The following is an 11,636-nucleotide window of genomic DNA, read 5'->3' as shown; positions in this document are numbered from 1 at the left end:
TGCCCCACTTCTCAGGGGTGGTGTGCCCGTCCGGCAGCGGGCGCACCACCACCTGTCCGTGCCGGGCGTGGTGACCGCCGTGGGGGCTACGCCTTCTCGGCGTGCACGACGGCGACCGGGTGCGTCGCGTGGTGCAGCACCTGCTGGCTCACGGAACCCAGGACCATGCCGCGCAGGTCACCCCGGCCGCGCGAGCCGACGACGGTCAGCGCGGCTCCCGCCGCGGCCTCCCGGATCGCGACGGACGGCTCGCGGTCCACGACGAACGTCTCGACGAGGACGTCGTCGTGCTCGGCGGTGCGCACGCGCGCGAGCGCCGCCTCGACGGTGCGCGACGCCTCGGCCCGCGCGTCGCGCTCGGCCGCGGTGTAGAACGACGGGTTCTCCTCCCACAGGGGCCCCGCCGGCAGCCGCCACGCGCACACCGCGACGACGCGCGACCGGGTGCGCGCCGCCTCGTCGAGCGCGAACCGCAGCGCCGCGTCGCCGTGCACGGACCCGTCGACGCCGACGACCACGTCGGTCGTGCGCTCGGCCCGGTCCACGACCGGCGGCACGACGACGACCGGCACGGGCGAGCGCGCGGCGAGCCGCGTCCCGACGGAGCCGAAGAACATGGAGCCGACGGAGCCCAGGCCGCGCGACCCGACCACGACGAGGTCGGCGTCCTTGGCCTCGTCGAGCAGCGCCTCCGCGGGTGGGCCGGAGCGCAGCGTGGTGCGCACGGGGACCGTGGGGTCGACGTGCGCGGCGCGCTCCGCGGCGGCCGACAGGATGGGCCCGGCGATCTCGCCGAGCTCCTCGACGCTCGGGTAGTACGCGCCGCCGACGAACGGCGTCGCGACCACCGGCACGTAGGCGACGTGCAGCACGCGGAGCTGGGCGCCGCGCCGGGCCGCCTCGCGCACCGCCCAGTCCAGGGCCTTGCCGCTCGTCGCGCTGCCGTCCACACCGACCAGCACGACCTGCTGCGTCGATCCGCTCACGGTTCCCACCTCGGTCCCTCGTCCCCTTCGCGGCGGGTCGTGCCCGCCGCCTGCACACCTCCTGGATACCCCCCGAGACCGGGCGTGCGCACCCTGCGACCGCCCTCGCGCGCGGGGACCCACGGCTCGAGGTGGTGGGACGAAGGTCCCGCACCTGCGGCGTCGCACCCTCGCGCGCGCGAGAATCCGCCCCCGACGGGCTACGTTGAGGGCATGGGCTCTCCCCACCCGATCCGTGTGTTCCTGCTCGACGACCACGAGGTGGTCCGGCGCGGCGTCGCCGCGCTGCTCGAGGCGGCCGGTGACATCACCGTCGTCGGCGAGGCCGGCACCGCCGCGTCCGCGCTCGCGCGCATCAAGGCGACGCGACCCGACGTCGCGATCCTCGACGTACGCCTGCCCGACGGCTCCGGCGTCGAGGTGTGCCGCGAGGTGCGCTCCGAGCTCCCCGAGGTCGGCTGCCTCATGCTCACGTCGTTCGCCGACGACGAGGCGCTGTTCCAGGCCGTGCTCGCCGGTGCCTCGGGGTACGTGCTCAAGCAGATCCACGGGTCCGACCTCGTCGGCGCGGTCCGTACCGTCGCGGCGGGCGGGTCGCTGCTGGACCCGGCGAGCACGGCGCGCGTGCTGGAGCGCCTGCGCCACGCCGCGGACGAGATCCCGGACCGGCTCGAGGGCCTGTCCCAGCAGGAGCGCCAGATCGTCGCGCTCATCGGCGAGGGGCTGACGAACCGCGAGATCGGCAAGCGTCTCTACCTCGCGGAGAAGACGGTGAAGAACTACGTCTCGCACGTCCTCGCGACGCTCGGGCTCCAGCGGCGCACCCAGGTCGCGGTGCTCGCGACCGAGATGCGCCAGGAGGAGGCGACGCGCCAGGGCGGCACCCCGGGCGCGGGCGCGCCGGCGGGGGACCGGCAGCACGGTGGCCAGCCCTTCCGTCCCTGAAGGCGACGCCGGGGTGCGCCCCGCGGGGTCCGAGGGCTCGTCGCCGGACGGACCGGGGGCCGACGGCGAGGGTCCGGGCGACCGCGCGGCGTCGGGACCTTCGGCTCTCGCCGATCTGACACCGCGGCGCGACGATGTGGAGATGGACACAGTCGAGCGGACCGGGACAGGGGCACCGGTGGCGGGAGCGGGGGCCATGACGGCCGAGCGTCCGCGCGCCTCGGCAGGGCTCTCGGAGCTCACGCCGGAGGAGAGCTACGCGCTCCTCGCGACCGTCCCCGTGGGCAGGATCGTCTACACCGACCACGCGCTGCCGGCGATCCAGCCGGTGAACTTCGTCCTCGACGGGCCGGACGTCGTGTTCCGCACCGCCGAGGGCTCCAAGCTCGCGGTCGCCGCGAGCCGCGCGGTCGTCGCGTTCGAGGTCGACCAGTTCGACGCGGAGGCGCGCTCCGGCTGGTCCGTCGTGCTCGTGGGCCGCACGTTCGAGGTCACCGAGCCGGTGGAGCGGGCACGGCTGCTCGCGCTCCCGCTCGTGACGTTCGTGCCGGGCGTGCGCGACCGCGTCATCAAGGTCGTCCCGCGCATCGTCACCGGGCGGCGGATACTGCGCTGAGGCGGTCGCCCGGCGCGGCTACGCTCGCCGCATGACGGAGGCGACCGAGGTGCGCGACGCGACGCCCGACGACTGGCCGGGGATCTGGCGCGCGCTGGAGCCCGTCTTCCGCGCCGGGGAGACGTACACGTACCCGCGGGACATCAGCGAGGCCGACGCGCGTGCCGCCTGGACCCGGGCGCCGGGCGCGCGGGTCCTCGTCGCGGTCGCCGCGTCCGGCGGCGCGAGCGCGGCACCGGGCACGGTGCTCGGCACGGCGAAGTACCTGCCCAACCACCCGGGCGCGGGTGCGCACGTCGCGAACGCGAGCTTCGTCGTCGGGCCCGACGGCGCAGGGCGGGGCGTGGGCCGGACGCTCGCCCGCGCGGTGCTCGACGGAGCGCGCGCCGACGGCTACCGGGCGATGCAGTTCAACGCCGTCGTGGAGACGAACGAGCGTGCGGTGCGGCTCTGGGAGTCGCTCGGCTTCGCGATCCTCGCGACCGTGCCCGAGGCGTTCGACCACCCCGTGCACGGCCTGGTCGGCCTGCACGTCATGCACCGCGCGCTCTGAGGAGCACGGCGCGCCGCGTCAGACGAGCGGCACCCACCACTCGAGCCGCGTGCCGCCGTCGGGCAGCGCGGTCGCCGTGCTCGACCCGCCCAGCGCCGCCGCGCGCGCCTGCATGTTGCGCAGGCCCGAGCGGCGCCCGCCGGGCTGGATGCCCACGCCGTCGTCCGTGACGGCCAGGCGCGCCTCGTGCGCGGTCACGGACAGGTGCACGACGACGTGGCTCGCCTGCGCGTGCCGCGCCACGTTGGTCAGGGACTCGCCGAGCACGACGACGAGCTGGTCGGCGACCTCGGCGGGCAGGCTCGGGCCGCCGTCGGACACGCCCGCGCCCGACCCCTCCGAAGCGACCTCGACGCTGACCTCCGGCGCGAACCCGAGCACCGTCGTCGCGGCCTCCGCCTGCGCGCGGAACCGGTCCTCGATGGAGGGCGCGTCCGGGTCGGTCGCCGTGTGCAGGGCGAAGATCGTCGAGCGGATCTGCCGGATCGTCTCGTCGAGGTCGGAGACGGTCTCCTCGATGCGGGTCCGCGCGTTCGGGTCGGCCACGAGCGGCTGCACGCTCATGAGGGTCATCGCGGACGCGAACAGCCGCTGGATCACGACGTCGTGCAGGTCGCGCGCGATGCGGTCGCGGTCCTCGAGGACGCCCACCTGCTTGGCCCGCCCGTAGAGCCGCGCGTTCTCGATCGCGACGCCCGCGGCCGCGGCGAGCGCGATCACCGCCGCCTCGTCCTCCGCCGTGAACTCTTCCCGGTCTCCCGCAGAGGACTGCTTGTCCGTGAGGTAGAGGTTGCCGAACACCGTCTCGCGCACCCGGACCGGGACGCCGAGGAACGTGTGCATCGGCGGGTGGCCCTCGGGGAACCCGGCCGAGCGGACGTCGTCGCCGATCTCCGAGACGCGGATGGGCTCCGGGTTGTCGATCAGCTCCCCGAGCAGGCCCTCGCCGTGCGGCCAGTGGTCGATCGCGGCGACCTCGTCGTCCGAGAGACCCAGCGGGATGAACTGCGCGAGGCGCTCGCGGCCCGAGGCGTCGAGCACCCCCAGCGCCCCGTACCGGGCGCCGGTCAGCTCCATCGCCGCCTCGACGATGCGCCGCAGCACCTGCGGGAGGTCGAGGTCGCTCGTCACCGCCACGACCGCGTCCAGCACGCGTTGCCCGGCGGTGGCCGGCAGGTCCGTCGTTCCGCTCACCCGAGCCAGTCTCCCAGACGAGAGGCGCCGGGCAGCACCCCGCCTGACCTGGAGGTGTGACGTGGGCGACACCCCCGCGCTATCGTGCGTCCACATCTCGGGACGTCCGTCGCCGTCCTGCCGGTCGCGCACCGCTCCCGGCCCGGCACGGGCCGACCGAGGCCGTCGACGCAGGGGGCCGAAGGGACGCGGTGCCGCATGCCGACCACCGACCAGAGCGCGGGCCCCGCCGCGGCGACCGCGCTCGCCGACCTGCGGGCCGCCGTCGGGCACCTGCACCCCGACGACCCCGCCGAGCTCGTCGCCATCGCCGACGACCTGCGCGCCCTCGGCAGTCCCGCCGCCGCGGTGCCGTTCTACGAGTCGGCCGTCGAGCACGGCGTCCCCGGGGCCGTGTACCGGCTGGGGGTCGCTCACCACGAGGCGGGCGACGCCGCCGAGGCGTTCCGCTGCTTCGAGCTCGCGGGCCTCGCGGGCGACGTGCTCGGCGCGTTCATGGCCGCGCAGGTCGCGACCGAGCGCGGGGACCTGCACGCCGCCCGCCGGTGGTTCGAGCAGGCGCAGGAGGTCGAGGGCGCCTCCGTGCGGCTCGCGCAGGTGCTCGCCGAGCTGGGGGAGCAGGACGCCGCCGCCGACCTCCTGGCCGCGACGTCGGGCGAGAGCTGGGAGGCCGCCGTCGAGCTGACGCGCAGCGGCGCGCTCACGGGGGACGACGCCGTCGCCCTCCTGGAAGGCTGGGCCGAGGCGGGCGAGGCACGTGTCGCGGCGCCGCTGGCGGACCTCTACGTCCGTGCGGGCCGTGGCCTCGACGCCGAGGACCTGCTGGAGCAGGCGGCGCTCGTGGGCGAGCCGACCGCGCGCACGAGCCTCGGCGTCCTGCGGCTGCGGGCCGGTCGGGTCGCCGAGGCGATGACGCTGTGGAGCGAGGCCGCCGGCCAGGGCGACGCCCAGGCGGCGGAGCTGCTCGCGCGCTTCGGCTGACACCGGGGGCCACGCGGGTGGGGACAGAAAGGCGCCCGGCGGGCGACCCGCTCCGTCGAGCGTCGGTCGCCCTGCCGGGCGCGGAGGGCGGGACGTGCGGGTGGTCTCCCCACCGCCCGCACGTCCCTCTTCCCCCGGGAGCGACTCCCTGCAGCGACGGCCTCAGAATCGTCGCGCGGTATCGGTCGCCCCGTAGGCCCGCCGCACACGGCGGGCTGTCGTGACCGTCAGACCAGCCAGGCGTTGCGCTGGACGAACGGGATCTTCTTCCACGTCTTGCCGAGACCGAGCACGCTGCCTGCCCCGAGGAGCGTGAGCGCGATGATCGTCAGGGCCATCGTGATGTGGTCGTCGATGATCGGGTTGGTCACGAGCGGGAGCTCGGCCAGGTACATGAGCAGGAGCAGGAGCGTGCCGCTCACCGAGGCGACCCGCATGCCGATGCCCAGGATGAGGGCGAGCCCGATGCCGAGCAGGCCGACCATGAAGAGCACGTCGATGAACGCGTTGCCGGCCAGGCCGCCGAAGAAGCCCGAGAACGTGCCCTCGAGGTTCGACAGGAAGCCGGTGGTCGGGCTGTTCCCGTTGATCCACGACCGCTCGGCGGGGGTCGCGAACCCGAGCCCGAACGTCTTGTCGAGGAACGCCCAGAGGAAGTAGAAGCCGAGCACGATCCGCAGGACGCCGAGGACGACCTGGGTGTGTCGCGGAGCGCGCTCCGCGAGGCTGAGGGTCTCCGGCTCGTTGCCTTCGACCGTAGGGAGCGGCGCGTTGGCGTTCCGCTCGATCGTCCCCTTCATCACTGTCCCCTCTCATCGACCCGGCCGGTGCGGTCGGGCTCCTGAGACCAAGCAAACCCCTGTGAAGGAAGGGTGGACGTCAGGCAAAGGTCGCCGCCCACGGGGACCTAGGTCACCGGTGAGCCGGGCGATTCAGCGCGAACGATGCGTCCCGGGCCGAGCGCTGCGTCCGGGGACGCAGCGCTCGGGCGCCGACGCATCGCTCGCCGCGCCCTCCGGCGGGGTCGCTCAGGAGCCGGTGGACTCCTCGAGGTCGGCGCGGAGCTCGTCGACGCGGGCGCGCAGGCTCTCGATCGCGTCCCGGACCGCGGCGTCCGCGCCGGAGAGGGAGTCCGCGACCGCGTCGAGCTCGGTGGACGCGTCCTCGAGCGCGGTCTCCGCGTCGGCGAGGCGCTGCTCGGCCTCGGCGCGGGTGTCCTCCGTGGCCGTGGCGGCCTCGTCCGCCGCGGCGCGGGCCTCGTCCGCCGCCTCCTGCGCGGCCGTGACCGCGTCCTCGGCGCGCGTGCGGGCGTCGCCGGACAGGGACCCGAGGTCGTCGGTGAGCGCCCGGACGTCGTCGCCGATCGTCTCCGCCTGGGACCGGGCGTCGTCGAGGAACTGCTGGACCTGGTCCCCGGTGAGGGTGAACTCCGGCACGCTCACCGAGCCGTCCTCCGCGCAGCCGGAGAGCGCGAGGGCCGCGACGACCGCCGCGCCGAGCGCGAACGAGCGTGACGTTGACCTGCGGTGACGCGTCGGTGAACTCATGGCGGCATTCTCCCTCGCAAACATGAGACGGGGGTGAGAGCCGCGTGGAGGCGGTGTACGGTAAGCGGACGAGGGCACTGTGGCGTGCAGCACACCGACCGGTGGGCGCGCGCAGCCGTGACGTCGGGCGCGACGACGCGCTGAACCGGCGCGCGGGACCGCAGGTCCGTGGCAGGGCACGAAGCACGGGAGTGAGCGGTGAGCACCACGGCGGAGCACGAGGGCGCGACGGACGACGTGCCCGAGACGCCTGAGCCTGCGGTGCCCGCGGCCGCCCCGTCGCCGACCTTCGCGCGACGGGCTCGCACCGTCTCCCACGTCCTCATCTCCTCGGCGCTCGCGATCACGCTCGCCGCGGCGCTCGCAGGGAGCGTCGAGCCCCGACCGGGCGCGTCGTTCTTCTCCGCCGAGGGCACGACCGCGACGCAGGTCTCGGCGCTGTCCAGCACGCTCGGGGCCGGGCTCGACGAGGACCAGCAGCTCGACGGCGCGATCGAGGTCCTCGCCACGGCCAACGCGCTCGCGGACGGTGACGTCACCGCCCCCGTGGAGCAGGCGCGCGCGGAGCTCGGCATGCTCCTCGCCACGTACCTCGCCCAGCAGGACGCCGCGCGCCGCGTGCCCGTCCAGGTGGTTCCCGACGGCGGGCTCGACCTCGACGAGTCGCTCGACGACGCCGAGGTTCCCGAGCTCCCGGAGCCGCTCGACCCGGGCACGGGCTCCGAGGACCGAACCGTCCCCGGCACGGACGACCAGGGGACGACGCCCGCCGGGCGCCCCGCCCAGCAGCCGGCGTCCGTGGACGCCGCGGGCGACGTGGACGTGGTGCGCACGTCTGCCACCCGCACCGCCCCGTCCCCGAGCCCGACGAGCAGCCCCGACCCCAGCGCGTCCCCCAGCCCGAGCGGGTCGCCGAGCCCGTCGCCGTCGAGCGACGCGCCGACGGGTCCGACGACGCCGGGCTCCACCGACGGCACGAGGACCCCGGGGGACCGCACCCTGCCCGAGGACGCCGTGCCGGCTCCCGACGGCGTCGCTCCGGGGGAGCTCGACGGCACCTCGGGCGATGCTGCCGACCCGTCGGGTGACAGCGGTGACGGCGAGCACGCCGAGGACGACGACCACGCCCACGGCGACGTGACGCTCGAGGACGTCGTGGTCTCGGCGACGCACCTCGCGGACCTGCTCGGTACCGACTTCTCTCCCGTCGGCGTCGTCCCCGCGGCCGGCGTGACGGCGCTCGCGGGCACGACCCTCGCGGAGCGGCTCGCCGAGGTGGTGGAGAGATACGCGGGCTCGACCGCGCAGTACCAGAACGGCCGGATCCCGCCCGAGGCGCTGTGCGCGCTCGACTTCGCGCCGGGCAAGACGCTGCGCTGCGACGCGGCGGTGCAGCTCGAGGCGCTCGCAGCCGAGTTCCAGAAGGAGTTCGGGTACGCGCTCAAGATCACCGACGCCTACCGCCCGTACGACGACCAGGTGCGGCTCAAGGCCATCAAGCCCTACCTCGCCGCGGTCCCCGGGACGTCCCAGCACGGCTGGGGCCTCGCGATCGACATCGGCGGCAACGTCCCGTCGGGGACGTCGCGCGAGTACGTGTGGCTGCGCACGCACGGCCCGGACTACGGCTGGGACAACCCCGCCTGGGCACGACCGAACGGGTCCAAGCCCGAGCCGTGGCACTTCGAGTTCTTCGCCGCGGGCAAGATGCCGACGCGCTACACGCCGTCCGAGGGCTCGACCCCGACGACCCCGCAGAAGCCGTCGACCCCGACCGCGCCCCCGGCGCCGAAGCCCACCCCGACCCCGCCCACCGAGCCCACGAAGCCGACCGAGCCCACGAAGCCGACCGAGCCGACGACGCCGACCGAGCCGGAGGAGCCCGCGAAGATCGCCGTGCCGGCCGGGCTCGTCGGGCGCACGCAGGCGGACGTCGAGGCAGCGCTCGCGAAGGCAGGGCTCAAGGTCAGCGTGACGACCAGGGAGGACGCCGCCGCGGCGGGCACGGTGATCGCGGTCGACCCGGGCTCCGGTGCCCAGGTCGCGCCGGGGAGCACGGTGACGATCGTCGTCTCGACCGGGCCCGCGGTCGTCGAGCCCGAGCCCGAGCCGACGCCGGATCCCACCGACGAGCCGACCGCCGCACCGACGTCGGCGCCGACCGAGGAGCCCACCGCGGACGTGACGGAGACGGCCGCACCCTGACGCGGGACGGCATCGAGACGCGGAAGGTCGTCGGGTCCCCGAGCTCACGGCGCGCGCGATAAATCCCGTGCGCCGTGCGGCGCGACCGCGTAGCCTCGTCGACGATGTGATCCTCACCAGCCCCGACCGCTCCGTCCCGTCGAGCCCGTCGTCGTGGCCCCCGCGCCGTCCTCGGCGCGCGTGCGTGCCGCCCGGGCACCCTGGTAGGTGATCACCCATGGCCCGTTCCACCCCTGTCCTCCGTGCGTCCGACGTCCGCGTGTCGTTCGCGGGTCGTCCCGTCCTGCGCGGCGTCGACCTTGCCGTCGACCCCGGCCACCGCACGGGTCTCGTCGGCGAGAACGGCGTCGGCAAGTCCACCCTCCTGCGCGTGCTCGCGGGCACCCTCGCGCCCGACGACGGTGCGGTGACCCGGCCCGACGATCTCGGGTTCCTGCACCAGGAGTTCCCGTACCCGCCGTCGACGACCGTGCGCGCGGTCGTCGACGACGCGCTGGCGCGCGTCCGGGCGATCGAGCGCGAGCTCGAGGAGGCGGCGCTCGCCCTCGCGGGTCCGGCCGGCTCGGTGACTGCCGAGTCGCCCGTCGCGGGTGCCGACGAGGCGTACGCGCGCGCCCTCGACCGTGCCGAGCTCGCGGACGTGTGGGACGCCGACGCGCGGGCCGCGCGCACGCTCGCGGGCCTGGGGCTCGACGTCGACGGCGTCGCCGGTCGTGCGGTCGGCTCGCTCTCGGGCGGGCAGCGGACGCGGCTCGGGCTCGCCGCGCTGCTGGTGCGGCAGCCGGGCGCCCTGCTGCTGGACGAGCCGACGAACCACCTCGACGACGACGCGGCCGAGTTCCTCGCGGCGGCGCTGCGTGCGCTCCCGGGCGCCGTCGTGCTCGCGAGCCACGACCGGGTCTTCCTCGACGAGGTGTGCACGGAGATCCTCGACCTCGACCCGGTGGCCGAGCCGTTGCGGGGCGCCGCGGACGGTGCGTCGCGACCCGGGGGCGCAGCCACGCTGTACGGCGGCACGTACAGCGACTATCTGGACGCGAAGCGCGTCGAGCGCGCGCGCTGGGAGCAGCGCTTCGAGGCCGAGCAGGCGGAGCTCGTCGAGCTGCGCCGGTCCGTCGCGGTCACCGCGCGCGACGTCTCGAAGAACCGTGAGCGCGGCAACCAGGCGAAGATCCTCTACGACTTCAAGGGGGAGCGCGTCCAGAGCCAGGTGTCGCGGCGCGTGCGCAACGCCCAGCTGCGGCTCGACACCCTCGATCGCGACCAGGTCCGCAAGCCCCCGCCGCCGCTGCGCTTCGCCCCGCCGAGCGGCGACGGCGCGGTCACCCCGGGAGGGGGCGACGTCGTCGCCTGGGCGCGGGGCGTCGTCGTGCACCGACCGGCGGGCACGGGCGCGCCCGGCGAGCGCGCAGACCGGCTCGACATGACGGCGTCGGGCGTGCCCTCGGTCGAGGTCGCTCGCGGCACGCGGCTGCTCGTCACGGGCGTCAACGGCGCGGGGAAGTCGACGCTCCTGCACGTCCTCGCAGGCGACCTCGGGCCCGACGCGGGCACGGTCGGGCGGGCGCGCGGGGTGCGCGTCGGCCTGCTGGAGCAGGACGTCCACCTGCACGACGACGACCGCACGCCGCGCGAGCTCCTCGCCCTCGCGCAGGGCTGGGACCCGGCCGACCGGGCGGGCGCGCGCGAGGCCGCCGTGGACGCGCACGGGCTGCTCGCGCCGCGCGACCTCGGGCGCCCGCTCGCGGAGCTGTCCGTGGGCCAGCGGCGGCGCGTCGTGCTCGCCATGCTCGTGACGCAGGCGCCGGACGTGCTGCTCCTCGACGAGCCGACGAACCACGTGTCGCTCACGCTCGCGGGGGAGCTCATGGAGGCCGTCGACGAGTGGCCGGGCGCCGTCGTCGTCGCGTCGCACGACCGGTGGCTGCGGCAGCGCTGGACGGGCGACGTCGTGCACCTCGCGTGAGCCCTGCACCTGTCGGCGCCCCACGCGTCGTGTGACCCGTGGGGTGCCGACAACTCGCTGGCCCCAGGCGCCGGAGGGTGCCTAGTGTCGGTGGGTGGACGAGGAGCAGACCGGTGCCATGGCACCGGACAACGCGTGGAGGCAGGTCGTCGCGTCGCTCGCGGACGCGGGGCGGCTGGAGGTGCTCGCGCGCGTCGTGACGGAGGGCCCCGCCGAGGCGGTGCTGTCGACGGACGAACGGCGGCGGCTCGCCCCGCTCCTCGCCGCGGGGGTGGTCGTGCGCGACGACACCGGGTTCCTGCGTGCCGCGCCGGAGCGGTTCGCGGCGCTGCTCGCGACGGTCCCCGCTCCCCGGCCGACGGGTCCCGAGCGGTTCCTCGTCGACGGCCGGCTGCTGCGCTCGCCCAAGCGGCTGCGGGACCGCGAGCTCGTGGTGCGGTTCCTCGCGGCGCGGGTGCTGCCGCTGGAGGAGCCCGTGACCGAGCTCACGCTGACCAAGCGGCTCGCGGAGCGCGCGGCAGACCCCGTGTCGTTGCGGCGCGCGATGGTCGACGCCGGACTCGTGCACCGCACGCGCGACGGCGCGGAGTACTGGCGCACGGTCGTCACGGAGTTCGACGACGTCTGACGTCCGAGCCGCGCG

At 75.5% G+C, this 11,636-nt stretch carries 11 protein-coding genes; 7 read left to right on the top strand and 4 right to left on the bottom strand.

The genetic code is table 11. The features are described 5' to 3' along the window. Positions 1-86 precede the first annotated feature (86 nt). The gene (locus tag JOE63_RS00330) at positions 87-986 is read right to left on the bottom strand and encodes a universal stress protein (RefSeq protein ID WP_167551021.1); all 900 of its coding nucleotides are present in this window, start codon (positions 984-986) and stop codon (positions 87-89) included. A 213-nt stretch (positions 987-1,199) separates the two neighbouring features. On the opposite strand from JOE63_RS00330, the gene JOE63_RS00325 reads away from it, so the two are divergent. The 3 genes from JOE63_RS00325 (at position 1,200) to JOE63_RS00315 (ending at position 3,100) form a co-directional block, all read left to right on the top strand. Beyond that, positions 1,200-1,931: a response regulator transcription factor gene (locus JOE63_RS00325; protein ID WP_082379792.1), complete on the top strand. Its 732-nt coding sequence runs from the start codon at positions 1,200-1,202 to the stop codon at positions 1,929-1,931. A 142-nt stretch (positions 1,932-2,073) separates the two neighbouring features. Continuing rightward, positions 2,074-2,547 (top strand): pyridoxamine 5'-phosphate oxidase family protein, encoded by a 474-nt coding sequence (locus JOE63_RS00320; protein WP_204538192.1) that lies wholly within the window; start codon positions 2,074-2,076, stop codon positions 2,545-2,547. Positions 2,548-2,578: 31 nt separating this feature from the next. After that, positions 2,579-3,100: a GNAT family N-acetyltransferase gene (locus JOE63_RS00315; protein WP_204538189.1), complete on the top strand. Its 522-nt coding sequence runs from the start codon at positions 2,579-2,581 to the stop codon at positions 3,098-3,100. A gap of 18 nt (positions 3,101-3,118) precedes the next feature. Here JOE63_RS00315 and JOE63_RS00310 read toward each other — a convergent pair whose 3' ends face one another. Then, a complete protein-coding gene (locus JOE63_RS00310; protein ID WP_307839873.1) occupies positions 3,119-4,294 on the bottom strand; it encodes a GAF domain-containing sensor histidine kinase in 1,176 nt (391 codons plus the stop codon). Between the two features lie 198 nt (positions 4,295-4,492). On the opposite strand from JOE63_RS00310, the gene JOE63_RS00305 reads away from it, so the two are divergent. Next, positions 4,493-5,275: a tetratricopeptide repeat protein gene (locus tag JOE63_RS00305; protein ID WP_204538181.1), complete on the top strand. Its 783-nt coding sequence runs from the start codon at positions 4,493-4,495 to the stop codon at positions 5,273-5,275. 227 nt (positions 5,276-5,502) lie between these two features. On the opposite strand, the gene JOE63_RS00300 is transcribed toward JOE63_RS00305, so the two are convergent. Together JOE63_RS00300 and JOE63_RS00295 are read right to left on the bottom strand one after the other, a co-directional pair. Beyond that, positions 5,503-6,075 carry a hypothetical protein gene (locus JOE63_RS00300; RefSeq protein WP_087470248.1) on the bottom strand — a complete coding sequence of 191 codons (573 nt, stop codon included), beginning with the start codon at positions 6,073-6,075 and terminating at the stop codon, positions 5,503-5,505. Between the two features lie 228 nt (positions 6,076-6,303). Next, on the bottom strand, positions 6,304-6,822 hold the full coding sequence (locus JOE63_RS00295; RefSeq protein ID WP_157759504.1) for a hypothetical protein: 519 nt from the start codon (positions 6,820-6,822) through the stop codon (positions 6,304-6,306). Between the two features lie 198 nt (positions 6,823-7,020). Here JOE63_RS00295 and JOE63_RS00290 point away from each other — a divergent pair, with 198 nt between their 5' ends. The 3 genes from JOE63_RS00290 (at position 7,021) to JOE63_RS00280 (ending at position 11,621) form a co-directional block, all read left to right on the top strand. After that, a complete protein-coding gene (locus JOE63_RS00290) occupies positions 7,021-9,027 on the top strand; it encodes a M15 family metallopeptidase (protein ID WP_204538177.1) in 2,007 nt (668 codons plus the stop codon). Positions 9,028-9,244: 217 nt separating this feature from the next. Then, on the top strand, positions 9,245-10,993 hold the full coding sequence (locus JOE63_RS00285) for an ABC-F family ATP-binding cassette domain-containing protein (protein WP_204538133.1): 1,749 nt from the start codon (positions 9,245-9,247) through the stop codon (positions 10,991-10,993). 94 nt (positions 10,994-11,087) lie between these two features. Further along, positions 11,088-11,621: a DUF2087 domain-containing protein gene (locus JOE63_RS00280; RefSeq protein ID WP_307839872.1), complete on the top strand. Its 534-nt coding sequence runs from the start codon at positions 11,088-11,090 to the stop codon at positions 11,619-11,621. Positions 11,622-11,636 lie beyond the last annotated feature (15 nt).

The sequence above is a fragment of the Cellulosimicrobium cellulans genome (assembly GCF_016907755.1).
GTDB classification, from domain to species: Bacteria; Actinomycetota; Actinomycetes; order Actinomycetales; family Cellulomonadaceae; genus Cellulosimicrobium; species Cellulosimicrobium cellulans_D.
The sequence above is the reverse complement of the archived record's forward strand: the minus strand, read 5'-3'. Positions and strand labels throughout refer to the sequence as shown.

Coding starts and splice junctions, on each gene's coding strand:
- JOE63_RS00325 (WP_082379792.1), top strand. CDS start 1,200: ATGGGCTCTCCCCACCCGATCCGTGTGTTCCTGCTCGACGACCACGAG.
- JOE63_RS00320 (WP_204538192.1), top strand. CDS start 2,074: ATGGACACAGTCGAGCGGACCGGGACAGGGGCACCGGTGGCGGGAGCG.
- JOE63_RS00315 (WP_204538189.1), top strand. CDS start 2,579: ATGACGGAGGCGACCGAGGTGCGCGACGCGACGCCCGACGACTGGCCG.
- JOE63_RS00305 (WP_204538181.1), top strand. CDS start 4,493: ATGCCGACCACCGACCAGAGCGCGGGCCCCGCCGCGGCGACCGCGCTC.
- JOE63_RS00300 (WP_087470248.1), bottom strand. CDS start 6,075: ATGAAGGGGACGATCGAGCGGAACGCCAACGCGCCGCTCCCTACGGTC.
- JOE63_RS00295 (WP_157759504.1), bottom strand. CDS start 6,822: ATGAGTTCACCGACGCGTCACCGCAGGTCAACGTCACGCTCGTTCGCG.
- JOE63_RS00285 (WP_204538133.1), top strand. CDS start 9,245: ATGGCCCGTTCCACCCCTGTCCTCCGTGCGTCCGACGTCCGCGTGTCG.